This is a genomic window from Shewanella halotolerans (genome assembly GCF_019457535.1).
In the GTDB taxonomy this organism is placed as follows: Bacteria; Pseudomonadota; Gammaproteobacteria; order Enterobacterales; family Shewanellaceae; genus Shewanella; species Shewanella halotolerans.
Map to the genome: position 1 here is coordinate 3,505,645 of NZ_CP080417.1, position 21,887 is coordinate 3,527,531.

21 protein-coding genes are annotated in these 21,887 nt (G+C 55.0%); 12 read left to right on the top strand and 9 right to left on the bottom strand.

All coding sequences use genetic code 11. The features are described 5' to 3' along the window. Window positions 1-26: 26 nt before the first annotated feature. Together K0H81_RS15245 and K0H81_RS15250 are read left to right on the top strand one after the other, a co-directional pair. The gene (locus tag K0H81_RS15245) at window positions 27-392 is read left to right on the top strand and encodes a cupin domain-containing protein (RefSeq protein WP_011864769.1); all 366 of its coding nucleotides are present in this window, start codon (window positions 27-29) and stop codon (window positions 390-392) included. Window positions 393-502: 110 nt separating this feature from the next. Further along, window positions 503-1,222: a TorF family putative porin gene (locus K0H81_RS15250; RefSeq protein WP_144200979.1), complete on the top strand. Its 720-nt coding sequence runs from the start codon at window positions 503-505 to the stop codon at window positions 1,220-1,222. Window positions 1,223-1,339: 117 nt separating this feature from the next. Here the strand turns inward: K0H81_RS15250 and K0H81_RS15255 are convergent, their stop codons facing one another. Next, window positions 1,340-1,510, bottom strand: a complete 171-nt coding sequence (locus K0H81_RS15255; RefSeq protein WP_186300584.1) for a hypothetical protein — start codon at window positions 1,508-1,510, stop codon at window positions 1,340-1,342. Window positions 1,511-1,635: 125 nt separating this feature from the next. Between K0H81_RS15255 and K0H81_RS15260 the strand changes: the two genes are divergently transcribed. Next, window positions 1,636-1,980, top strand: coding sequence for a DUF3634 family protein (locus K0H81_RS15260; RefSeq protein ID WP_011864766.1), 345 nt, complete (start codon window positions 1,636-1,638; stop codon window positions 1,978-1,980). A gap of 44 nt (window positions 1,981-2,024) precedes the next feature. Here K0H81_RS15260 and K0H81_RS15265 read toward each other — a convergent pair whose 3' ends face one another. Then, on the bottom strand, window positions 2,025-2,216 hold the full coding sequence (locus tag K0H81_RS15265) for a hypothetical protein (RefSeq protein WP_144200977.1): 192 nt from the start codon (window positions 2,214-2,216) through the stop codon (window positions 2,025-2,027). Window positions 2,217-2,231: 15 nt separating this feature from the next. Further along, a complete protein-coding gene (locus K0H81_RS15270; RefSeq protein WP_220058863.1) occupies window positions 2,232-3,182 on the bottom strand; it encodes a polyprenyl-phosphate transporter in 951 nt (316 codons plus the stop codon). 213 nt (window positions 3,183-3,395) lie between these two features. Here K0H81_RS15270 and K0H81_RS15275 point away from each other — a divergent pair, with 213 nt between their 5' ends. The 4 genes from K0H81_RS15275 to bamJ all read left to right on the top strand — a co-directional run bounded on the left by K0H81_RS15275 (window position 3,396) and on the right by bamJ (window position 6,611). Continuing rightward, complete coding sequence (locus K0H81_RS15275) at window positions 3,396-3,872, top strand: hotdog fold domain-containing protein (RefSeq protein ID WP_220058864.1); 477 nt, start codon at window positions 3,396-3,398, stop codon at window positions 3,870-3,872. A 371-nt stretch (window positions 3,873-4,243) separates the two neighbouring features. Then, the gene (locus K0H81_RS15280; protein ID WP_220058865.1) at window positions 4,244-5,473 is read left to right on the top strand and encodes a hypothetical protein; all 1,230 of its coding nucleotides are present in this window, start codon (window positions 4,244-4,246) and stop codon (window positions 5,471-5,473) included. Window positions 5,474-5,700: 227 nt separating this feature from the next. Then, window positions 5,701-6,051 carry a DUF1294 domain-containing protein gene (locus K0H81_RS15285; RefSeq protein ID WP_220058866.1) on the top strand — a complete coding sequence of 117 codons (351 nt, stop codon included), beginning with the start codon at window positions 5,701-5,703 and terminating at the stop codon, window positions 6,049-6,051. Between the two features lie 86 nt (window positions 6,052-6,137). Continuing rightward, window positions 6,138-6,611 (top strand): BamJ family beta-barrel-assembly machinery protein, encoded by a 474-nt coding sequence (gene bamJ, locus K0H81_RS15290; protein ID WP_220058867.1) that lies wholly within the window; start codon window positions 6,138-6,140, stop codon window positions 6,609-6,611. Window positions 6,612-6,824: 213 nt separating this feature from the next. Here the strand turns inward: bamJ and K0H81_RS15295 are convergent, their stop codons facing one another. From K0H81_RS15295 to K0H81_RS15305, 3 genes are all read right to left on the bottom strand, one after another. Beyond that, on the bottom strand, window positions 6,825-8,078 hold the full coding sequence (locus K0H81_RS15295) for a M24 family metallopeptidase (RefSeq protein ID WP_220058868.1): 1,254 nt from the start codon (window positions 8,076-8,078) through the stop codon (window positions 6,825-6,827). Between the two features lie 326 nt (window positions 8,079-8,404). Next, the gene (locus K0H81_RS15300) at window positions 8,405-9,184 is read right to left on the bottom strand and encodes an ROK family protein (protein ID WP_220058869.1); all 780 of its coding nucleotides are present in this window, start codon (window positions 9,182-9,184) and stop codon (window positions 8,405-8,407) included. A gap of 158 nt (window positions 9,185-9,342) precedes the next feature. Beyond that, window positions 9,343-10,572: an MFS transporter gene (locus K0H81_RS15305; RefSeq protein ID WP_258406305.1), complete on the bottom strand. Its 1,230-nt coding sequence runs from the start codon at window positions 10,570-10,572 to the stop codon at window positions 9,343-9,345. A 506-nt stretch (window positions 10,573-11,078) separates the two neighbouring features. On the opposite strand from K0H81_RS15305, the gene K0H81_RS15310 reads away from it, so the two are divergent. Then, window positions 11,079-12,866: an aminopeptidase P family protein gene (locus tag K0H81_RS15310; protein ID WP_144200961.1), complete on the top strand. Its 1,788-nt coding sequence runs from the start codon at window positions 11,079-11,081 to the stop codon at window positions 12,864-12,866. A gap of 82 nt (window positions 12,867-12,948) precedes the next feature. Here the strand turns inward: K0H81_RS15310 and K0H81_RS15315 are convergent, their stop codons facing one another. Beyond that, window positions 12,949-14,148, bottom strand: a complete 1,200-nt coding sequence (locus K0H81_RS15315; RefSeq protein WP_220058870.1) for an EAL domain-containing response regulator — start codon at window positions 14,146-14,148, stop codon at window positions 12,949-12,951. A 319-nt stretch (window positions 14,149-14,467) separates the two neighbouring features. On the opposite strand from K0H81_RS15315, the gene K0H81_RS15320 reads away from it, so the two are divergent. The 4 genes from K0H81_RS15320 to K0H81_RS15335 all read left to right on the top strand — a co-directional run bounded on the left by K0H81_RS15320 (window position 14,468) and on the right by K0H81_RS15335 (window position 19,017). Beyond that, window positions 14,468-15,766, top strand: a complete 1,299-nt coding sequence (locus K0H81_RS15320; protein WP_220058871.1) for a DEAD/DEAH box helicase — start codon at window positions 14,468-14,470, stop codon at window positions 15,764-15,766. A 152-nt stretch (window positions 15,767-15,918) separates the two neighbouring features. Next, the gene (locus K0H81_RS15325; RefSeq protein WP_220058872.1) at window positions 15,919-16,587 is read left to right on the top strand and encodes a peroxiredoxin-like family protein; all 669 of its coding nucleotides are present in this window, start codon (window positions 15,919-15,921) and stop codon (window positions 16,585-16,587) included. Window positions 16,588-16,747: 160 nt separating this feature from the next. After that, window positions 16,748-17,380 (top strand): DUF2913 family protein, encoded by a 633-nt coding sequence (locus tag K0H81_RS15330; protein WP_220058873.1) that lies wholly within the window; start codon window positions 16,748-16,750, stop codon window positions 17,378-17,380. 137 nt (window positions 17,381-17,517) lie between these two features. Continuing rightward, a complete protein-coding gene (locus K0H81_RS15335; protein ID WP_220058874.1) occupies window positions 17,518-19,017 on the top strand; it encodes a carboxypeptidase M32 in 1,500 nt (499 codons plus the stop codon). 139 nt (window positions 19,018-19,156) lie between these two features. On the opposite strand, the gene K0H81_RS15340 is transcribed toward K0H81_RS15335, so the two are convergent. Together K0H81_RS15340 and K0H81_RS15345 are read right to left on the bottom strand one after the other, a co-directional pair. Further along, a complete protein-coding gene (locus tag K0H81_RS15340; RefSeq protein WP_220058875.1) occupies window positions 19,157-20,944 on the bottom strand; it encodes a flotillin family protein in 1,788 nt (595 codons plus the stop codon). Between the two features lie 54 nt (window positions 20,945-20,998). Beyond that, on the bottom strand, window positions 20,999-21,634 hold the full coding sequence (locus tag K0H81_RS15345) for a YqiJ family protein (protein WP_011864750.1): 636 nt from the start codon (window positions 21,632-21,634) through the stop codon (window positions 20,999-21,001). Window positions 21,635-21,887 lie beyond the last annotated feature (253 nt).

A 21,887-nucleotide genomic window follows, 5' to 3' on the forward strand; every position in this document is an offset into this window, starting at 1 on the left:
AAGTCTATCTGTAAATTGGAGCAGAAATGACACAGACTATTGATGCCATCATCAACTTTGGCCAGCATAAGGTTAAGACGGAACACTATGAGGTGGCACCGGAAAAAGTATTAAGCGGGGAGCCTAAGCAGCAACTGGAGAACCATTACTCCAGCCCCTGCGATCAATTTCACGCCGGGATCTGGCAGGGCCAGGTCGGCAGTTGGAAGGTCAACTACAGCGAACATGAGTATTGCGAGATCCTATCGGGCAGTAGCGAGATCATTGATGAAGCAGGCAACAGCCTGACGGTCAGCAAAGGCGATCGCTTCGTCATCCCCGCCGGTTTTAAGGGCGTATGGCGAGTGCTGCAGGAGTGTCGCAAGATTTACGTCGTATTTGAGCAAAAATAACTAAAATCATTGCCATGTAGTCTCAGCTAACTAGCTGTTGTTTGGCTTAATCTGATCCGGATAGCTCGCTACCCGGGTCGGTGTCAACCAAGTGAAATGGAGAAACCACCGTGTATAAAAAATTTAATAAGAAACGGATAGCCCAGCTAGCTGGCTTAACCTTGGCAACCGCGCTAATCACACCTTTGGCACAAGCTGAAGTCTCGGGAGAAATTGGCGTCACCAACGATTACCGCTTCCGCGGTATCTCACAAACCGCAGGCGACTTTGCCGTTCAAGCCAGCATAGATTACAGCATGGAAAGTGGTTTCTTCATCGGTGCCTGGGGCAGTAATGTCGATGATGAAAGTTATGATGCCGATGTCGAAGTCGACTTCTATGCCGGTTACGCCGGCGCCTTCGGGGAAGACGACGCAGTGGAATATGACTTCACCCTGACCTACTACACCTATCCGGGACAGGATGAGAGCACTAAGTATCTCGAGGCCTCACTGGGCTTCTACTTTGCCGACTTCCACTTCGCCCAGTGGTACACCAACGACTACGCCAACGCCGATGTGTCTCTGCACTACAGCGAGCTGAACTACTCCTACGAGTTTATCGAGAACTGGAGCATAGATGCTCACGTGGGCTACAGCTATGGCGACGGGGCAGACCTAGACTGGGGTGAGAACTATGTCGATTACTCCATCGGCGTCTCCACCGAGATCGGCGGTGTCGGCCTGTCGCTGGCCTGGTTAGACACTAACCTGAGCAGCGACAACGAGATCAAGGACGGTCCATGGAAGAACGAAGGCACTATTCTGGCCACCGCCAGCTACGCCTTCTAACCCCCAGCCCTCCCCAACCAAGTGATTGTAAAAAAACCGCCTTCATTGGCGGTTTTTTATTAGGGGTATATTTACGAGTTTAAGGACAATCTACTCCTAAACTCGACAATATCTAGCTTACAACTTCAGGCTCTCCCCCCGGCGGACTCGCTCACCTAGGGCGCGCCAGTAATTCACCAACTCCTGATGCGCCTGCGCGCGTTCGGGAAAGGTTTGCGATAACCCTTGTAGAATATTGGCTTGCTGATGACAAAGTTTTTCCCAACGGCGGGCATTAGACAGGTGCATAGTGTTTTCCTTAACGTATTAAACTCCTTCGAAGAGTATAGCCAGTTTATTAAAAATTTGATCTAAGCCGCTAGGAAAAACCCTTAGCCGGGAGTATCTTCAAACTATAACGCTAAGGAGTGACTATGACTGAAACCCTATTGAAAATCGCCTTTATCCTGGTGGGCCTCTTTCTGATCTACAAGCTGATCTTCTCAGGCAAACGTGGCTTAAGCCTTTTTGAGATGCATTTTAAAGATGGCCGTCTCATCTCCCACAAGGGCAAGATCCCGGAGAAGTTTCAGCGGGAATGTAAAGCCATCGCCAAGAGTGAGAAACTGACCTGTGTGGTACGCGCCGAGAAGAGCGGCAGCGTCAGGCTGCATGTGTCGGCCAACGTCAGCGATGCCATCATACAGCGCATCCGCAACCAATTTCCGTTCGAATACTACGACAAGAAAACCGTCGATAATTCGCGTCAGGCAGGCTAGGCCCGCCCTAAGCTAAACCTAGCCTAAGCAGAGGCCGCCACAGATTACGGATTCAGATACTGATCCAGGCGGCCATCTTCCTTGGCATCGTCTATGATGCGTTGATTATCCTGTGACATGGGGTCTTTGACCTCCAGCGGATCCCCTTGGGGCTCAGACTCAGCCGTCACACTCATGTTTATCCCGGTCGAACAGGCGCTCAAACCGAGCGCTACCAGCAGTATCCACTTATTCATCTATCGCCCCCACGCCTAGTTTTTAGCGATGTTCTTACTTTTAGTGCTAGCAGCATTGTCGCCAGCAAAATATTCCAGTGCCCATACCAGAGCGATACCCGCCAACATGGCGCAGATGGCCAGCTCAAGCTGCGCCGGTTGCCCGGTCAGCTGCTCAAAATTCATGGGCGACAGGTTCTGTTCCAGCAGAGGTACCTGCTCGCCTGCCGAGTTTTCACGCCAGGTGAGCACCTGCTTCCAGGGCCAGATCTTACCTAGGGTGCCGAGCATCAAGCCGGTGAGGAAGATCAGCGTCGCATCATGGTATTTACGCAGCAGCGCCGACAGCAGATGACTGAATGAGAGCAAGCCTGCCACGCAGCCGCTGGCGAAGGTCAGTAGCACGGGGATATCCAGGCTCTTGGCGGCGCCCAGCACTGAGGTGTAAAGGCCGAGTAGCAGCAGGATGAAACTACCTGAGATCCCCGGCAGCAACATGGCGCAGATGGCAATACTGCCGCCGATGAAGACATTCAGATAGGTCATCTGCATATCGATTGGATGCAGCACAGTGATCCCCCAGGCAAAGGCCACGCCCAGGGCAAACAGCGCCAGGCGTCCCACAGTGAAGCCCTTCACCTGCTTGAGCATATGTACCACAGAGATGATGATGAGACCGAAGAAGAAGGACCACACGGGGATCGGATGACTATGCAGCAAATAGGTGATCAGCTTGGCCAGGGTAAAGATGCTGGTGAGGATACCGCCGAACACGGCGATCAGGAAGGGGCCGTTAATATGCATAAAGGCGGCCTTCAGTCCCTGCTGGCGGATCACCCCGATGAGGCTGGGGTTAACCTTACGTATGCTGTTGAGCAGGGGGTCGAGGATCCCCGTGATGAAGGCAATGGTGCCCCCGGAAACGCCGGGCACCACATCGGCGGCCCCCATGGCCATCCCTTTGAAATAAGTCAGCAGATATTTCACTCAAGATCCTTAAGTTAATGATTTTCTTTAAGCCAAAAGCCTTAGCGCTCGATTATACGCGCCCGGCGCAGCCAAAGGAAAATGAAGTTTGGTTTAGACGGCCAAATCACGGCGCTATTGTTAACCACTTGTTATTCGGCTAGTCTAACAACTCATCTGACCAGACAAGCTTTTTCTTAAACCAGACAAAGCATTTTAATGACGAGTAAGCCAATGAATAACAAACCGACACGAGTGATGGCACTCTACCGCCGCCTGACCAAGTGGCCACTGGGCCATAAGTTTTTCTCCCTCATGGTGTCACGCATGGCGCCCTACTTCGCCACACTTAAGCCCCTGGTTACAGAGCTGAGACCCAACTACTGCCAGGTGCTGGTGCGAAAGCGTAAGGCGGTGCAAAACCACATAGGCACAGTGCATGTCATCGCCATCTGTAATGGTCTGGAGATGGCCATGGGCACCATGGCCGAGGCGTCAATTCCCGCCCACCTGCGCTGGATCCCCAAGGGTATGAGCGTCGACTATACCGCCAAGGCCGGCAGCGACATCCGCTGCATCGCCGAAGTCACGCCCGAACAGTGGGTCGAGGGCGACATGCTGGTCAATGTTACCGCCTTGGATGAAAACGATGTGGTGGTGGTCAAGGGCCATATCAAGCTGTGGATCTCCCTCAAACCCACAAAAGCCTAGCCACTCTTTAACACAGATTTGCTGGGTAGTTTACCTACGCCGCCCAGCAAGCACATGGCACTATCGATAATCCTATGAAAACTTGACAATTTAGCCTCTGTCTCTCAAGTTAGTGGCATACTTTGGCATCAGGGACGCGCCACATGAGCTCGACATTAAGGACAATATCTAGCTACACCCTTTTATTGGGATACCTTTGCCTCACGGCTAACGCCACAGCCTCAGACAATGATGGCGATAAAAGTGCCCGCATCTTAGACAAGCAGCCTAACTGTATCGAAACGACGTTAGCACCGATATCGCTGACTCTTACGAGTAAAAAGTATCCTGCAGAGACTAAACCTCTTGAAAGCGAAGCCTTTAAATCAGCGTTGAATCAGTTAACTCAACAAGCGACAGACAGAGGCGCCGAAGTCATCGTTCTCACCCAGGTGAGCAACCACATTGTCAGCAAGATGAAGGAGAAGAAGCTTTCTCAACGCTCCAGCCAGGAGATGGTTAAGGTCACCCAGTTAAAGACCCTTCTCGAAGCACAGCTATATCGTCTCTGCGAGCATGACAAAAGCCTGTCACAAACAGCAGCTGCCTATGACAGTAAGGGCTATGAAATTCGCCAGTCTCGCTTCGAGTACACCTTTGAGGCCCCCACACCTCAATCGGCCGCCAAACTCGCGGCGGCGAAGAGCCTGCCTCCCGCTTTAGTATCGTTAGACAATGGCGTATATGGCGCCAAACTCGGCATAAGTCCCGAAGCCCTCTATGAATTACTCGGCCCCGCTAGCATAGAGTTACCGCTTAGCAAGCAAGATTTTGTCTGGGGTTACGGTAGGCAGCTCTGGTTTGTGTTTACCAAAGAGCGGCTCGTCGCCATCTCGACAGAGTTCAGCCCCTTGAACAATACCGGCCAGAATCTTATCGATTATCGCGACGGATTCGACGGTGCCCCTTGGTTAATTAACGGTGAGATCGCCTATCGCACTCCCATCTCACAGGTCATTCGCACCTTGGGTGCCAACCAAGCCCAGCGACAGGGCGACCACCTAAACCTCAGTGACGGCAAGCAGCGCTTGACCCTTAACTTTGATACCTATCTCCAGAGCGGCGAAGCGACGTCCGAATCTCAATTAACCGGCTTTAGCCTCTATCAAGACAAGACGAAGCTGACGCTGCGAGGAAAGCAACCCAACAAGGAGGCGCTCCAACCACTGCTAAAACAGCTCACCCCTTCGTTTGTCGGTGAGCGTCCTAGCCTGCAGCAACTGCAAAAGGCCTATCCCAGCATGGCGAGATTAGCTATCTCGAGCGATGGCGAATGGTGGCTGCTAGGCAACCATCTGCAACTTAGGTTCGACGGCGACACCTTACATAGGGTTAGACTCGCTTCAGGTATTTACCCACAAGCAGACGATGCGGATCTTGCCGTGCTATGCGATAAGATGGCGGTTCCATCGCAAAAGGATAAGCTGCTTGCGCAATTCGAACAGGCTAACGATGAATTCGACAGCGTCGATATTTATGAAAAAAACTTTTCGCTGGTGGCGAAATATGACTCTTATGATGACGACGCGACGCTATACGAACTGGAGATCACCTATTTCTAAGTGATATAAAACCCACTGCCCAAATTAACGCAAGAGCATCAATGAGACAGAATAGTCCTAACAGTCACAGTGCAACACCCAGGCAAAGCGTAAAACCTAGGCAAAGCATAAGGGGGCCTGGAAAAACAACAGGCCCCAAGACATCAAGCTCCAAGCGCCCTCATGGGGGAAAGATCAGACAAAAAGGGACGAGATGGACCCTAGCCGATAAACTACGCCTCCTGCTGATGATGGCACTGTTTATCGGCCTACTACTTGCTAGTTTGTTGCAACGACTACCAATAGCAGTCTTCATCTATTACGTCGTCATAAGCCTCATCACTTTTACCAGCTACGCCATCGACAAACGTGCCGCCAGGCAAGACACCTGGCGCATTAAAGAGAGTCGTCTGCATTGGTTATCCCTACTGGGTGGCTGGCCGGGGGCCATGCTGGGGCAGCAGCACCTGAGGCACAAGTCCAGTAAGCGTGCTTTTCGTGTTGTGCTCTGGCTGACCGTCATCATCAACCTCAGCCTGTTAGGCGCCCTGGTATCACCTCAAGGGCAAGCCCTGCTGACACAGCTAGGGGTTAACTAGCCTATTGGTCCAGATGAGCCCTCCTCGTTTACCCACAGGGCACAATTGGCTATGATGAAGGCCGCACTTTTATAGGAAAATCAAAGATGAGAATGATATTAGCAGTCGTGGTGATCGCCGGCGTCTTGTTTTACTTCTTTACCAGCATGAACAACCAGAAGGCGGCTAAGGAGAATATCGCCAAGGGCGAGACCTTTCTAGCTCAGAACAAGACAGAGGAGGGGGTTATCGAGACCGCTTCGGGGCTCCAGTACAAGGTTTTGGCAAAGGGTGACGGCAGTGTCCATCCCAAGGCCAGCGATACCGTGACGGTTCACTACCATGGCACACTGATCGACGGCACAGTGTTTGACAGCTCGGTCGAGCGCGGCGAGCCTATCGCCTTCCCGCTTAATCGCGTCATCAAGGGCTGGACCGAGGGGGTACAGCTGATGGTCGAAGGGGAAAAGACCCGCTTCTTTATTCCCAGCAGCCTGGCCTATGGTAACCGCAGCGCCGGCAAGATCCCCGGCGGTTCTGTGCTTATCTTCGATGTTGAGTTGATTAGCATAGATAGGTAGAGACAGTGACTTACGACATGAAAAACGCGCCCTAAGGCGCGTTTTTTGTATCGTACCAATCACGGTAAGTAAGTGATCGGAAATAGCACAGGAAAAACGTTCGATAACAAGGCGAAGTTCTTTGATAAGTAGTTATTCTACAATCAAAAATAGTAACGCAGTTATCGAACGTTTTAACAAGCTAGCATGCTCAGTTATTTACTAGGATTGGTATTAATACCCGAAGGGATTGTCGATAGAGTGAGCCGGTTGGGTAAACCACTTAGGACCACTCTGTGTCATATAGAAGTGATCCTCGTGGCGCACCCCAAACTCACCCGGCACACACAGCATGGGCTCGTTACTAAAACACATGCCAGGGGCCAGCGGCGTATGGTCATTCAGCACCAAGTAGGGCCACTCATGGATATCCAGGCCGATGCCATGTCCCGTCCTATGAGGCAGACCCGGCAGGTCATAGCCAGGGCCGAAACCTGCCTGCTCGAGTACGTCGCGGGCGGCGCGATCTACGCTTGAACAAGGTGCCCCCACCTTAGCGGCCTCGAAGGCGGCCAGCTGAGCATCTTGTTCCAGTTGCCACAGCTGACGCTGACGCTCGCTCGGCGTGCCGTAGACATAGGTGCGGGTAATATCTGAGTTATAGCCGTGCAGCTGACAACCGGTGTCGATCAACACGGTATCGTTAAGCTCGAGCGCCTTAGGCGACTTGACCCCATGGGGATAAGCCGAGTCTTCACCGAAGAGCACGATACAGAAATAGGAGCCAGCCGGGGCGCCTACGGCTTTATGGGCCTGGTGAATAAAGCTCTCCACCTCGCCGACTGTGATCCCTTGATGCAAGATGCGTGCGGCGGCCTTGTGCACCTCAAGGGTCATATCCTTGGCACGCTGCAACAGAGCTAGCTCTGTCTCAGACTTGATCATGCGACAGGAGGCGGTAACCGTCTTACCGTTAACGAATTCAAATGCCGGCGCCAGTTGACGCACGCCATCGAAGATGAAAAACGCCGCCGACTCATCCATCGCCAGCTTGCCTTGGCTTATGCCAAGTTCACCGAGTCGCTGAACGAACAGGCCATAGGGACTCTCATCCTCATGCCAGCAGTTCACCCGCCCCTCGATAACCATATAACCCTTGAGAGTATCGAGTTCGAACGCGGGAGCGATATATTCAAGCTCACCCTCCGCCGGCAATATGGCGCCCACCATACGCTCACTGGCGTACCAGCGCGTGCCGGTAAAGTAGTAGAGGTTAGTGCCGGCGTTGAGATAGATAGCCGCGATCCCCTGCTGACGCATCAGCTGCTGTGCCTTGTCGATACGCGCCCTGTACTCCTGCGCCGAGATCCCTTCGACCCCTTGGGTCATATCGGACAGCTTGGCTAGCTCCTGCTCGGGCGTCGAGCCGCCAACGCCTACAGTCGTGATTAAACCAGTGCCAATTAAGCCTGTGGTATTTACACTCATAGTTAACACCTTTGACGGCAGTCGCGGGGCCAACCCGCAACCACCATGGAAAAGAAGAATGATAGGCAGCCTTTTTAGCATAATGTATACAAAAAAGCAGTAGCTAACAGAAAGAAAAATCTTCAAGGTGCGCAGGCAAGCAACGCCTAGGGAGGGATTACTTAAAGGGGAACAGCAATCGTTTCGACAAACCTAAAAGCAGAATAAAGACTAAATCGAATTAGTGCCTTCTGATTTTGCTCGCAATGCTTTTACTCGTAATGTTTTTACTTCTGTTGGCTTTAGGAGCTGTGGCTTTAGGAGCTATGACTTTATGAGCTAGGACTTCACTCGGCGTGCTGGGCCAGCAATACCTTGAGGCCGCGGCACACCAGGGTCTCCATATCATCGACCCGGGCGATGTTAACATCCCCCAGCGGCGCCGTCAGCGCCAGTTGTCTCAGGGACTCGACACAGCCCTTGTAATAGTCCGGCTGATTCATCATAGGGCCAGCAAGCCAGATACGATTAGGGTTCAGCAGGTTGATGGCCCAGGCGATCCCCATCCCCAGGTAACTACCGGCGCGGTAGAGTTCCTGCGGACTCTTGAGGCCGCGAATGCGAATCGACTCGCCACTGGCCAGCTGCTCCAGACTGTACTCGCCCCCTTCACTCATCACCCGGCAATGGCCCAGCTCGCCGGCTACGCCGCCGGCACCGAGAAACGGCTCGCCCTTAATGGCGATCGCCATGCCTATGCCGGCGCCGCTCATCAGCAGCAATTCGCAGGCATTTTTGGGGTCACAGACCGCCAGCATGCCGGCATCGATATCATTGTGAAGCAGGCTAAAGCGGGCCTGAGTCTTGAGCTTGGCCAGCGACAGGCCGTTGAGCTTGGGTGCCACCTTGCAAGCGATCAGGGTATCTTGCTTCACCAGTCCGGGCACCGCCACCCCTAAGGCATAGTCACTCAGGCCGTAGTCCACTTCGATGTCGGCGATGTGGCGGTTGAGATCGGCCAGGGTGAAGTGTTCGCCGGTGGCGATTTTATATTGCTCGGTGCGCCCCTGAGTCTCAATTTCGAACAGGGCGGTAGTCGCGCCAATATCTATGGTCAGGGATTGCATAACGAGCTCCGTAGCCGACTAGCTCATCACGGCGAGAGCCTCTCGGCGCAATGAGTAGAAGAGTTGTGTATCGCTAAATTTTATCACAAAAACCATCAACTAAGGCTATATAAAATGCGACTAACACCTTGCTTTGATTGAATTTCCATCAAGAGCTATCAGGTTTCATCTATTTTCTGCTCATTTGTCAGCCTAAGGGGCACCCGCCCCCAGGCCATCAAGAGTAGATGAATGGCCAGCAGCGGGATACAGGTGAGCAGCATCACCTCCCAGCCTAACCAGTGCAGCACCCAGCCGGCGCTCAAGGAGGCTAGGGCCTGGGAACCGAAGACGAAGGTATCGTTAAAGGCCTGAACCTTAAAGCGTTCTTCACTGTGGTAATAACGCGGCAACAAGACGGTTCCGGCCACAAACAGCAGGTTCCAGCCGACGCCGAGCAGCACCAGAGCCACCCAGTAGTTCAACAACTCCCGCCCGAGCAAGGCTACCGTGATGGTCACACCATAGGCTGCCAGGCCCACCAGCATCATGCGGCTGGTGCCAAACTTGGCCACCAGATAGCCGCTAAACAGCGATGGGAAATACATGGCGATGATGTGACTTTGGATCACCCACTTGGTATCGGCCAGGGAATAATGCTCCATGTGATGCATATGCAGGGGTGTGGCCGTCATGATGAAGCTCATCATGCCATAGCCTATGGTCGCCGCGCCGATGGCGGTCCAGATAGAAGGTTGCAACAAGATGTTGCCAAGGGGGCGCACTACCTGATGAGATGCCACATGGGCCGGTTTGTCCTGGCGATTTTCCTGATAGAAACAGAGCACCAGCCCCGCCATCAGGCAGACGCAGATCAGAAACAGGAAGGCGCCCACATGAGGCGTGGCAAACAGGTTTTCACCCAGCACCGCAAGTTCTGGCCCCATGATGGCGGCCACCAAACCACCGACCAAGACCCGGGAGGCCGCCTTGGCGCTATCGAGTGCCGCCACAGACTCCATGGCCGCAAAGCGGTATTGCTGTACTATCGCCCCGGCAGAGCCCAAGAGCAGACCACTGAGACAGAAAGGCACGAAGAGCTGCGCCTGAGTGGCGAAGGCCGCCAAGAGACCACCGCTTGCCCCCAAGCCACTGCCCAGCAGAAAGATCTTCTTGCGGCCGAAGCGACGCATCAAACGACTAACAGGCACCACAGAGATGGCCACGCCTATTACCATGATGGCAATCGGCAGGGTGGCCAGCGCCGGGGTTGGCGCTAATTCGGCGCCAATCAGGCCGCCGAGCAACATCATCATGGGGGTGGCACTCATGGCAAAGGCCTGAGCCAGGGTTAATACCCATACATTTCTTGGCATAAAAGTTAGGATCTGCTGATCTTTCGCGTTCATTTATGCAGCATTCTGTATCGATTTAATGCAAGCCATAAGGCTTGCAATCTAGTGCGCTAGATGAATAAGCGATAACCCAGTAGAAATATGATACAGACGCTGCCCCTAGGCTTCATCTTGAAAACAAAATTTGTGCTCAAAAGGTCAACAGCCCCTAATCACAAATCGTTCACTTATAAGCAAAATACTGACTCGCGACAAACTTTACCAGCCTAGAACGCAGATATTGGCGGATATCACGCTGAATCTCTGCCCCTCTGGGCTATCTGATGCAATGCCCACAGCCCCCCGATTCAATAACCACAGCACATCCGGCGGCTCACGCCAGACTTTACGCCGTCCTTGATACGCTTTTTCGCGCCTCCCTTCCAACTCACCCGCTGAGCTGCGATAATCAGCGGCAACTCAGCCAATATCTCACCTCTGGAGATAAGGCCAAGCCTATTCGCTCAAGCCCAGAAGGCCACGCTTAGATGGCCCCGCAACTGGGTACTAAAGGAGACTTCATGACATCTGTAACCGCACAACGTCTGGACGCCATAAGAGGCGACATGCTCAGCCAAACCCTCGATGCCTTCATCGTGCCCCGGGCCGACGAATATCTGGGCGAGTATGTCCCCGAGCGTAACGAAAGACTGCACTGGCTCACCGGCTTTACCGGTTCGGCAGGCATGGCCATAGTGCTCAAAGAGCGCGCCGCCATCTTCATCGATGGCCGTTACACGGTTCAGGTCAAGCAGCAGGTAGACAGTGCTCAGTTCGATTATCAGAGTCTCACCGACACACCACAGATTCCTTGGCTCATCGCCCAGCTTAACGAAGGCGCTCGCATCGGCTATGACCCACGCCTGCATACCCTGAGCTGGCAACAACAGGCCGAGGCCCAGTGTCAGCGCGCCGGTATAGAGCTGATTGCGATGACAGACAACCCTATCGATCGCCACTGGCAAGAGCGCCCCGCCGCCTCCAGCGCCCCAATCACCCTCTTTAGTGAGCAGAGCGCCGGCGTCAGCAGCGCCGTGAAACGTGAGCAGATAGGTAAGGCCGTGGCGGCAGCCGGTGCCGATGTGGCGCTCATCAGCGCACTGGACTCCTTCTGCTGGCTGCTGAACATTCGCGGCAACGACGTACCTCGTCTGCCCGTGGTCTTAGGCACGGCCCTGCTGTATAAGAATGGCGAGATGACACTCTTTACCGATCTCGCCAAGCTACCAGAGGGGATCCAGGCCCATGTGGGCGCTGGCGTCAACTTCATGGCCGAAACCGAACTCGAAGGCGTGTTATCTAAGTTCGATGGCGTCAAGCTACTGGCCGACCCAGACAGCGCCAACGCCTGGATGCAGCTAACGGCAAAGCAAGCCGGTGCCAGGCTGATCGCCGGGCAAGATCCGGTTGCCCTGCCCAAGGCGCAGAAGAATCCGGCCGAACTCGCCGGCCTTAGCGCCTGTCATATTCGCGACGGCGTGGCCGTGAGCCGTTTCCTCGCCTGGCTCGACGCCGAAGTGGCCGCCCAGCGTCTCTATGACGAAGGCACCCTGGCCGACAAGCTTGAGAGCTTCCGCCTGGAAGATCCCCAGTATCGCGAGCCGAGCTTCGATACCATCTCGGCCGCCGGTGCTAACGCCGCCATGTGCCACTACAACCACAACAACGGCACCCCAGCCATGATGACCATGGACAGCATCTACCTGGTGGACTCGGGCGCTCAGTATCTGGATGGCACCACAGACGTTACCCGCACCATCGCCATCGGCGAGGTCACCGACGAGCAGCGTAAGATGGTCACCCTGGTATTGAAGGGCCATATCGCCCTGGATCAGGCCAGATTCCCTAAGGGCACAACGGGCCAACAGCTCGACGGCTTCGCCCGTCAATACCTGTGGCAGCATGGCTTCGATTATGACCACGGCACGGGCCACGGCGTGGGCCACTTCCTCAGCGTCCATGAGGGACCGCAGCGCATCGCCAAGAACAGCAATGCCGTCGCCCTGCTGCCAGGCATGGTGGTGTCGAACGAGCCGGGCTACTACCGCGCCGATGCCTTTGGTATTCGTATCGAAAATCTCATCACAGTGCAGGCCTGCGAGGCCCTGGCCGGCGCCGAGCGTGAGATGTATGAGTTCCATGCCCTCACCCTGATCCCGATCGACACACGTCTTATCGATAAGCAGCTGCTGAATGACGCCGAGATCAACTGGCTCAATGGCTACCATCAGAGAGTCAGAGAGACCCTGAGCCCGCTGATGCTGGGCGCTGAGCTCGACTGGCTACTCAAGGCGACCGAGGCCATATAAAGCAAAGGTTATATAGGACAAAAGCCATATAAAAGTTAGGCTTTTTATCCATAAAAACAGCACCCTAAGGTGCTGTTTTTGTTTATGCCTGAACCAGACGCTCGCGGGCCTTTAGCCAGCGCACCAGCTCGCTGTAGGGTTTAGGACGGCAGATGAGGTAGCCCTGCAAGGAGATATCTTCGATCTGCTCCAGATAGTTGAGATCATGGATATCCTCTACTCCCTCGGCCACCAGATGAATGCCGAGCTTGCCACTGATCGCCTGCATAGATTTGAGTATGGTCTGGGAGACAGGGTCTTTATGTATGCCATGAACCAGGCTGCGATCCAGCTTCAGCTCGCTGATGGGCAGAGTGCATAGCTGGGAGAGATTGGTATAGCCGGTGCCGAAGTCGTCTATGGCCACACCGATACGGTTCATCCTCAACTGGCTGATGGTGGAGTGCTGACGCTGTTTATCCAACACCTGATTTTCGGTGATCTCCACCGTCAGGCGCGACGGCGACAACAGGTTTTGCTCACAGTACTGCATCAGGCGGGTATGCCAGCCACTCTGATTGAGCTGCTTAGGGGTCAGATTGATCGACAGGTGGCACTGTTTGCACGACTCAAACTGGCTGATCAGCGCCCACTCTGGGATGGCGTTATTCAGCAGCTTAGTGGTCAGGCTGTTGAGGGCGTTGTTGCACTCGGCCACATCGATAAACTTATCTGGAGTGATCAACTGCAAGCGAGTGCCCTGCTGCAGGCGGCACAGCACCTCGAACCCCTTTATCTTGCCGCGGGCGATATCCACCTGCGCCTGATAATAGGGAATGATCTTATTGGAGTTGATGGCGCGGCGGATCTCGTCGATGCTCATCAATCCCTTGTGGCGCACACCGTTGCCCTGAAAGGCCATCAGACGATAGCGTTCGACACAGACCCTGAGCTGCTCTGTGGTGACCGGTTTCATCAGGGCGCCCAGCAGCCTGAGCTTGGAGGCCTCCACCAGCTGAGAGGCGGCCTCGACGATACGCGACTCCATGCCAGAGGCGATGATGATCCCCCCTTTAAACTCCATCTTACTCAGACGCATCAGAAACTCTATGCCGTCAACTTCGGGCATATGCAGGTCCACCACCACTATCTGGTAGTCATCGCTATATTTACTTAAGGTTCGAATGGCGCTGCGGGCGTCGCGGCAGAACTCCACCTTGTCCACATCCAGCAGCAAAAAGTGACGACTGAGCACGCGGCAGGCGCTCAGCGAATCATCGACGATCAAGACATTTATCGACATGACATCCCCTCATCCAAAGCAGGATGCTGCCTCGCAGTTGGGGCATACCAAATATACACCTAAGCCTCCATGCCTGTGACAACCTCCAAACGTTAACTTAATAAGGTTAGTTCAGCGCGCTTAAGTGTCAAATTGACCCAAATTATCGGCACAGGCGATAATTGCGGCAGATAAAAGTGCAGGTTTTAACCGAAAATTTTGCTATACTCCGCGGCCGCCTTTGTGGCCCAGGGTGGTAATGGGTTAAGGTACAGCTCGAGTCTGGACTAAACTCAATTTGATATGTCGTTATTTTAAAAGGTAAACAACAGGATATCCCATGAGATTTGAATCTTTCAGTTTTGCTCCCGAGATTTTGCGCGCCATCTCAGAATGTGGGTACCAAAAAATGACGCCCATTCAAAAAGAGGCCATCCCGGCGATCCGTCGCGGACAGGATGTGCTGGCCAGCGCCCAGACGGGTACCGGCAAGACGGCGGCCTTCGCCCTGCCTATTCTGCAAAAGATGTTCGATAGCCCAAGCGACACTCAGCGCTCCAACACCCGCGCGCTAATCCTGGCCCCTACCCGCGAACTGGTGGCTCAGGTGGCCGACAACATAAAGCAGTACAGCCGTTACCTGCCCATCTCAGTGCTGACCGTCTATGGCGGCGTCAAGATGGATACCCAGGCGGCTAAGGTAAAGAAAGGCGCCGACATCATAGTCGCCACTCCAGGCCGCCTGCTGGAGCACTTGCAAGCCTGTAACCTCAACCTGTCTAACGTCGACTTCCTGGTACTGGATGAGGCCGACCGCATGTTGGACATGGGCTTCATCACAGACATTCAGAAGATCCTGCAGCAGGTTAATCGCGACCGTCAGAACCTGCTGTTTTCCGCCACCTTCTCAAGTGCCGTCAAGCAGCTGGCCAACGAGATGCTGGTCAAGCCTAAGCTGATCGCCGTCGACAAGCAGAACACCACGGCGGTGACCGTCAGCCAGGTGGTCTACCCTGTGGAGCAGCGCCGCAAGCGTGAACTCCTCTCAGAGCTGATCGGCAAGAAGAACTGGCAACAGGTATTGGTATTTACCGCCACCCGTGAGGCCGCCGACGTCCTGGTGAAAGAACTCAACCTGGACGGCATCCCCTCAGCTGTAGTTCACAGCGAGAAGGCCCAGGGCAATCGTCGCCGTGCGCTGCGAGAATTTAAAGAGGGTAAGGTGCGCGCCTTGGTGGCCACCGAGGTCGCCGCTCGCGGCCTGGACATCCCCGAGCTGGAATATGTGGTCAACTTCGACCTGCCCTTCCTGGCCGAAGACTATGTCCACCGCATCGGTCGTACCGGTCGCGCCGGTCGCAGTGGCGTCGCCATCTCGCTGGTGAGCCGTGAAGAGGAGCGCACCTTAGCCGACATCGAGAAATTGATCGGCACTAAGATCCGCCGCATCACCATCCCAGGCTATGAGGTGGGCAGTCGCGATCTCTTGATCAAACAGCTGCAGAAGCGTCGCAGCTTCGCCAAGAAGCAACAGCGCAGCGACAACGTGGGTGCTCAGGTGATCGCCGAGAAGAACATGGGGTCTCGCCGGGTGAAGGTGAAGAACTCATCCAATGCGAAAATAAAGAAGCAAAAATAATCGACGTACGGTCACAAAATTATTATCTAATCAAATAAGGCACTTAACAGTGCCTTTTTTGTTCGCATCGATTAATTCCACATCAGGGTGAAAGTTTACGGCCGCCGCCTGGGTCTGTTCGACAGTTAAAACAATCACGAGAAGGCCACCCTATGACCAAGACACAAAATTCACGCGCTGGCGCCCTGCTTAGCGCCCTACTCTTTACCTTGATGAGCCTGGCGCTCATCGCACCCTCAGCATCAGCTAAGCCGATAGCTGAAAGCCCGACATCTATCTCGCCGCTACTGAACGGTCAGACGGTGCCCGCTATTCAGGTAAAGGATCTTAAGGGCAATTCGGTAGATCTGCAGCAGATGCTCCAGGGGAAGCCCAGCGTACTCTTCTTCTACCGCGGCGGCTGGTGTCCCTTCTGTAACGCCCAGATGGGTCAGCTGCAGGCGATCGAAGGCGATCTCCTCAAGATGGGCTTTCAACTAATCGGCATCTCACCCGATGCGCCAGAGGAGCTGCGCGCCTCCATGACCAAGAACGATCTCAACTACACCCTGGTCTCGGATGCAGACCTCAATGCCATGCGCGCCTTCGGCCTGGCCTATTTCACCAGTCAGAGCATATCGGATAGATACATGGCCAAGATGCACCTGAAAAATAAGCTGTGGAAGAACGCCGCCGGCGAGTCCCGCCTGGTGCTGCCGGTGCCCGCCGTCTATGTCACGGACAAAACGGGGCTGGTGCACTTTCAATACATCAATCCTAACTACAAGGTGCGCGCCGAGCCTAAGCTTATCCTCACCGCGGCGAGTCTCATCCCCCAGTAGGCAAAAGTGCCGACAGCGCTAGCCAATGACAGGGCTTACATATAGACAGACCGCCGCACAGCCAAAGCGCGGCGGTTTTCTTTATCCTGCCGATATTGATAAGCGCGCCGATAGGGTATACTCAGCGCCGCATCCCTTTTTTCTTTTGCGTGGAGACGCAATGACAGAGCAAAGCTACAACCAGGCCCTAGTGGCATTAGCCCAGGCGGGCCTCGCCGATCTGGCGGCGCGCAACGCCAATCCAGGCAGCATCAAGACCCCGGCGGCAGAGAGCCATTTCCTCTGCAACTGGATGGTGCAATCACTCAAGGAGCGACGCTTCTCCAAGTTGGTGGCCGATGACCTGGCCCTCTGGATCCGAGAAGGGCGCAGCAAGGGCGCCGGCGCCCAGCTCCCCCAGCTGCTGCAGCGAATCGAAACCCAATACCTACCGGCCATGGAAAATGCCGAGGTGGGTCAATCGCTGCTGGCGCTGATTGCCGACCTCGAAGCCCAGGGTTGGCTGGTTATCCTCGACTGTGAGGTGAGCGGCAAGCTCAGGCTCGACAGCGACGGTCAAAACAGCCTGGTGATCTCGGTCGAGCAGTATGAGCAGCATCTGGTCGAGGGTAAGCTTATCAAGCCCATCACTCTCTATATGCGCGCCGACGAGCAGTTGATCGCCCTGCACGCCGTTAAGCACGCGCTGCTGCTGAGCCAAGGCGACAAGAAAGCCAGCTGCATCAAGCACCATAAGGCCTATCGCCTCTATCCAGGCAACCGCCAGCCCGCATTGGCACTGCTGAAAGCCTAAACACGCTTTAGCTCGCCTTCTGTACAGGCCGTCTTAACCAGGACGGCCCTGCTTATCGACACTCGCATATCAACACTCGTTTTCGGCCATTCTCGTGTTAGCATGTCAGCCAGGTTAACTTAAGGTCGACAGCCACTATGACAGCAAACAAGCAAGATTCGGCGACGCCGCACTATGACGCCCTGTGCGCCGCCTTTAAACAGATCCATCACTTCCAGCATCTGCAAGCCCTGGGGGATTGGGATCAGGCCACCATGATGCCAAGTGGCGGCAGCCAAGGACGGGGCGAGGCCATGGCCGAGCTGGCCCTGCATATTCACACGCTCAAGACCGCCCCCTCTTTGGTCAACAACTTGTCGGCGGCGGACGAAGAGGCCTTAACCGCGTCGCAGAAGGCCAATCTGAGAGAGATGCGTTATCACACGCTGCAGGCCACCGCCCTGCCCGGCGAGCTGGTGCAGCAGAAGACGGCGCTCACCTACGCCTGCGAACATGCCTGGCGTCAGCAACGCAAAGACAACGACTGGCAGGGCTTTCGGCCAAATCTGGAGAAGGTGATCGCCCTGGTACGCGAAGAGGCGCAGATCCTCGGCGAGGTGCAGGACCTTTCCCCCTATGACGCCCTGCTCAATAAGTTTGAGCCAGGTTGTCAAACGGCGGCGCTGGACAAGGTATTTGGCGAGCTGAGGACCTGGCTGCCGGAAATGATCCAGCAGGTGCAAGCCAGGCAGCAGAGCTGGCAAGCCGTAGCCATCCCCCACAGCAGCCCCCGTGCCCAGCAGGCCCTCAACCTGGATGTGATGCGCCTCCTTGGCTTCGATTTTAATCAGGGACGCCTGGACACCAGCAGCCACCCCTTCTCGGGCGGCGTGCCCGGCGATGTGCGCATCACCACCCGTTATGATGAAGCCGATTTTGCCACCTCCCTCTATAGCACCATCCACGAGGTAGGCCATGCCCGCTACGAGCAGGGACTGCCCATCGACTGGCGCGGCCAACCTGTTGGGCTGGCGCGCTCCATGGCAATCCACGAAAGCCAGAGCCTGTTTTTCGAGATGCAGCTCGCCAGAAGCCCGGCGATGATTGCCCTGCTTACAGAGAAGATTAATCATCATCTGGGCAGCCAATTCACTCAGGATTCCCTGACACACCTGGTGCAGCGAGTGACGCCTGGCCTGATCCGGGTCGATGCCGACGAGGTGACTTACCCTTGCCACATCATGCTGAGATATGAGGTAGAGAAAGGCCTAATCGACAAGAGTCTGCAGGTCGCCGACCTTCCCGAGTTTTGGGACCAGCAGATGCAGAGCCTTTTGGGGCTATCCACCCGTGGGGACGATCGCAACGGCTGCATGCAGGATATCCACTGGCCGGTAGGCGAGCTAGGGTACTTCCCAAGTTACAGCCTGGGCGCCATGTACGCGGCCCAGTTTAAGGCGAACATGGTCAAGGTGCTGGGCGATATCGACAGCCTGATTGAACAGGGCAATATCACCCAGGTTATGGATTGGCTCAACCAAAACATCTGGTCTCAAGGATCGCTTCTGACCACAGATGAGCTGGTGACTCAAGTGACCGGCGAGGTGCTCAACCCGATCCACTTCAGGCGTCATCTGGAGCAGCGCTACTTAAGTTAAGTTCGGTTAAGTTAGGTTAAACCACCTGACAAACAAAAAGGCTAGCGCAATGCGCTAGCCTTTTTCCTTCTATTACCGACAGCTATTTCTTGCTGACAGCTAACTTTTCTAACAGCTAAATATCGTCAGCCCCATTCGCCTAGTTAGCGGCATCGCCCTCGCGCGGCGTCTTACCGTTCAAGGGAGAGTGCGCCCCTTGACTCTCGTCACTCATCTCGCCGGCGCCCAGCATCTCCTGGGTGATCATGTTGTGGCCTTTAAGCAGGTCGTTGAGTCCGCCATGCTTACCATCCACCATGCCCAGCTCTCTGAGCATGGCATCTACGATAGGCGCGTTGGCGCGGTAATTCAGCGCCGCTGAGGTCACCTGCTCTGCGATACCGCCCTGGCTAAGTACAGCCTCGCCATTGCCCTGAGTCGCTCCCGAGGTGCCGTACCCCTGGAGGATCTTGATCCCTTCGATGTTCTCCAGCGGCTTGACCGCCTGAGCCACCACTTCCGGCAGGGCTTTGAGCATGGCCAGCGCTTTTTGCAGCTCGATCTGCTCGCTGCTGAGCACGTTTTCCGCCTCGTGCAATGCCTGCTTACCGGCCGCCTCGACGGCGTATACCTTCTCGTCTGCCTCTGCCTTGAGCTTCTTGGCATCGGCTGCTGCCTTAGCCTCGGTAAGGATCGCACTCGCCTTATCTTCGGCGGCACGTTTCTCGGCTTCCGCCTCGACCGTCACGCCCACCGCATCACGCTCGGCTTCCTTGCGGGCATCGATCACCTCGATCTCTTTGCGACGGTTAGCCTCGGCTACCTGACGTACGGTAATCACCGCTTCCTCTTTCTCTACCTTGAGCTTCTCTGCCTCGGCCGCCTTGGCGCGGGCTGCTGATTCCTCTTCAGACTTCTGCGCCACCGCGATCTGCTTGTCCTGCTCGGCCACCTCGATATCGCGCTGCTGCTGAATGCGTGACTGCTCAATTGCCTTACGCTTCTCGATCTCGCGGGTCTCGATATCTTTGGTCTTCTCAATTTGCGCCGTCTCTACCGCGCGCTCCTTGGCGATCTCTGCCTCACGCTCTTCGCGGCTCTTCTGCTCCTGCTTCTTGAGGATCTCCGCCTTCTGCTCGGCGCGCTTAAACTCCAGTGCCTGTTGCTGCACCAGACGCGCTTCCTCTTCGGCCTTCTCGATCTCCAGCGACTCCTTCTCGGCTTCCAGGTTCCGCTGCTCTATCTTGATGCGATTTTCCTGTTCGATGTCGTTGGTCTCTTTGCGCTTCTCCTCGATGATCTTGGCAAGACGTGCGCGACCCTCGGCATCGAAGGCATTATTTTCATTGAAAAATTGCAGGTCTGTCTGGTCGAAACCTGTCAGAGACACCGATTCCAGCTCCAGACCGTTCTTCTCCAGATCGTTGGCGACGTTGTTCTGCACCCGCTGCACGAAATCGGCGCGCTGCTCATGCATCTCAGTCATGGTCATCTCGGCCGCCACCGCGCGTAGCACGTCGACAAACTTAGACTCCATCAGCTTCTTCACCTCTTCGACCCGAGTCGTGCGGGTACCTAAGGTCTGCGCCGCCATGGAGATCCCCTCGACACTCGGCGCCACGCGCAGATAGAAGTCGGCGCGCACATCCACCCGCATGCGATCTTTGGTGATCAGCGCATCTTTCTGCATCTTCTCCACCTCGATTCGCAGGGTGTTCATGTTAACGGCTATGGTCTCATGCAGCACGGGCAGCACTATGGCGCCGCCATCTTTGATGATCTTCTCGCCGCCAAAACCTGTCCTCACAAAGGCGGTCTCTTTCGAGGCCCGTCGATACAACTTGGCGAAGATCATGCCGATCACCAAGATACCGATTAACACAGCGCCAGCGGCAATAAACACAAAGCTGCCACCCAATGACACGCCTATTCCTTCAACTTCGTTCATGTTTCATCCTTAATCTAAGCTTGTTATAAGCAGGTTTTACGGCAGCAAGGCTGCCTAAATTTCATCGTTAAATTGCACCACAGACCAGACCTGGCCATTGCGATTGAGCAGCACCACAGAGGTGCCCTGGGAGAAGGCCTCGCCCGCCAGCTCAGGTTCCACCAGCACATAATGCTTCTGCTGATAGGCATCTTTCACCACGGCCTCGCTGGGAAATCCCTTGCGGGCACAACCTAAGGTCACCACGCCCACCAGACCGCTGAGCTCGTCCACCGAGACCGCCGAGGTTTCGTTCTTGGGCAGCAGATTGGCGAGACGGGCGCCGAGGATACGGCAGGAAAATGCGCCGAGCACTATGGCGAGCGGAATACTTAGGGGCGCCGGCAAGGCGCCGTGAAACGAGATCGCCAGATAGTTGATCGCAAAGCCGGCGATGGCGAAGCTGGTCAGCGCCAGCACCAGCCAGATAAGCAGTGGCAGGCGATCCAGGCAGAGCCAGCCGGCCACGCCTGTGACCCCAGACACGCCGGTATCGACGTCGGCGTCCATCTCCATGGGCGTCAGATCATCCAGCAGGCCAAACAGGCTCAGGCCAAAGACCATAGAAAAGCCTTCGACCAGGCCCAAGAGGATCACCAAGGCCAGCGCCAGGCTGTAGGGTAAGTTATCGGTAAGCAGTAAAAAATCCACTGTCTCTCTCCATGAGATAATGCCAAAAACCCTCGTGGGGATTTAAGGCCCGCTTAATATCGCGCACGTATATTGCTATACGTCGGTTTTTAAACAGCTAGTTCTAAACGGATATTGCTAGTATTCCTAGATGGGCGACTCAGACAAGATACGACTTGCCAAGGCAGGCGAGCCACCGAGGTTAGAGAATAACAGACTGAATAATTGAGTAAATAGCCAATATTCACATTTGTTTTTACTAATCTTAACCCCC

Excerpts from the sequence above, each read along its gene's own strand:
- K0H81_RS15260 (WP_011864766.1), top strand. The coding sequence starts at position 1,636 with ATGACTGAAACCCTATTGAAAATCGCCTTTATCCTGGTGGGCCTCTTT.
- K0H81_RS15265 (WP_144200977.1), bottom strand. The coding sequence starts at position 2,216 with ATGAATAAGTGGATACTGCTGGTAGCGCTCGGTTTGAGCGCCTGTTCG.
- K0H81_RS15340 (WP_220058875.1), bottom strand. The coding sequence starts at position 20,944 with ATGAACGAAGTTGAAGGAATAGGCGTGTCATTGGGTGGCAGCTTTGTG.
- K0H81_RS15310 (WP_144200961.1), top strand. The coding sequence starts at position 11,079 with ATGACATCTGTAACCGCACAACGTCTGGACGCCATAAGAGGCGACATG.
- K0H81_RS15325 (WP_220058872.1), top strand. The coding sequence starts at position 15,919 with ATGACCAAGACACAAAATTCACGCGCTGGCGCCCTGCTTAGCGCCCTA.
- K0H81_RS15275 (WP_220058864.1), top strand. The coding sequence starts at position 3,396 with ATGAATAACAAACCGACACGAGTGATGGCACTCTACCGCCGCCTGACC.
- K0H81_RS15330 (WP_220058873.1), top strand. The coding sequence starts at position 16,748 with ATGACAGAGCAAAGCTACAACCAGGCCCTAGTGGCATTAGCCCAGGCG.
- K0H81_RS15285 (WP_220058866.1), top strand. The coding sequence starts at position 5,701 with ATGATGGCACTGTTTATCGGCCTACTACTTGCTAGTTTGTTGCAACGA.
- K0H81_RS15320 (WP_220058871.1), top strand. The coding sequence starts at position 14,468 with ATGAGATTTGAATCTTTCAGTTTTGCTCCCGAGATTTTGCGCGCCATC.
- K0H81_RS15315 (WP_220058870.1), bottom strand. The coding sequence starts at position 14,148 with ATGTCGATAAATGTCTTGATCGTCGATGATTCGCTGAGCGCCTGCCGC.
- K0H81_RS15300 (WP_220058869.1), bottom strand. The coding sequence starts at position 9,184 with ATGCAATCCCTGACCATAGATATTGGCGCGACTACCGCCCTGTTCGAA.
- K0H81_RS15305 (WP_258406305.1), bottom strand. The coding sequence starts at position 10,572 with ATGAACGCGAAAGATCAGCAGATCCTAACTTTTATGCCAAGAAATGTA.
- K0H81_RS15245 (WP_011864769.1), top strand. The coding sequence starts at position 27 with ATGACACAGACTATTGATGCCATCATCAACTTTGGCCAGCATAAGGTT.
- K0H81_RS15255 (WP_186300584.1), bottom strand. The coding sequence starts at position 1,510 with ATGCACCTGTCTAATGCCCGCCGTTGGGAAAAACTTTGTCATCAGCAA.
- bamJ (WP_220058867.1), top strand. The coding sequence starts at position 6,138 with ATGAGAATGATATTAGCAGTCGTGGTGATCGCCGGCGTCTTGTTTTAC.
- K0H81_RS15295 (WP_220058868.1), bottom strand. The coding sequence starts at position 8,078 with ATGAGTGTAAATACCACAGGCTTAATTGGCACTGGTTTAATCACGACT.
- K0H81_RS15335 (WP_220058874.1), top strand. The coding sequence starts at position 17,518 with ATGACAGCAAACAAGCAAGATTCGGCGACGCCGCACTATGACGCCCTG.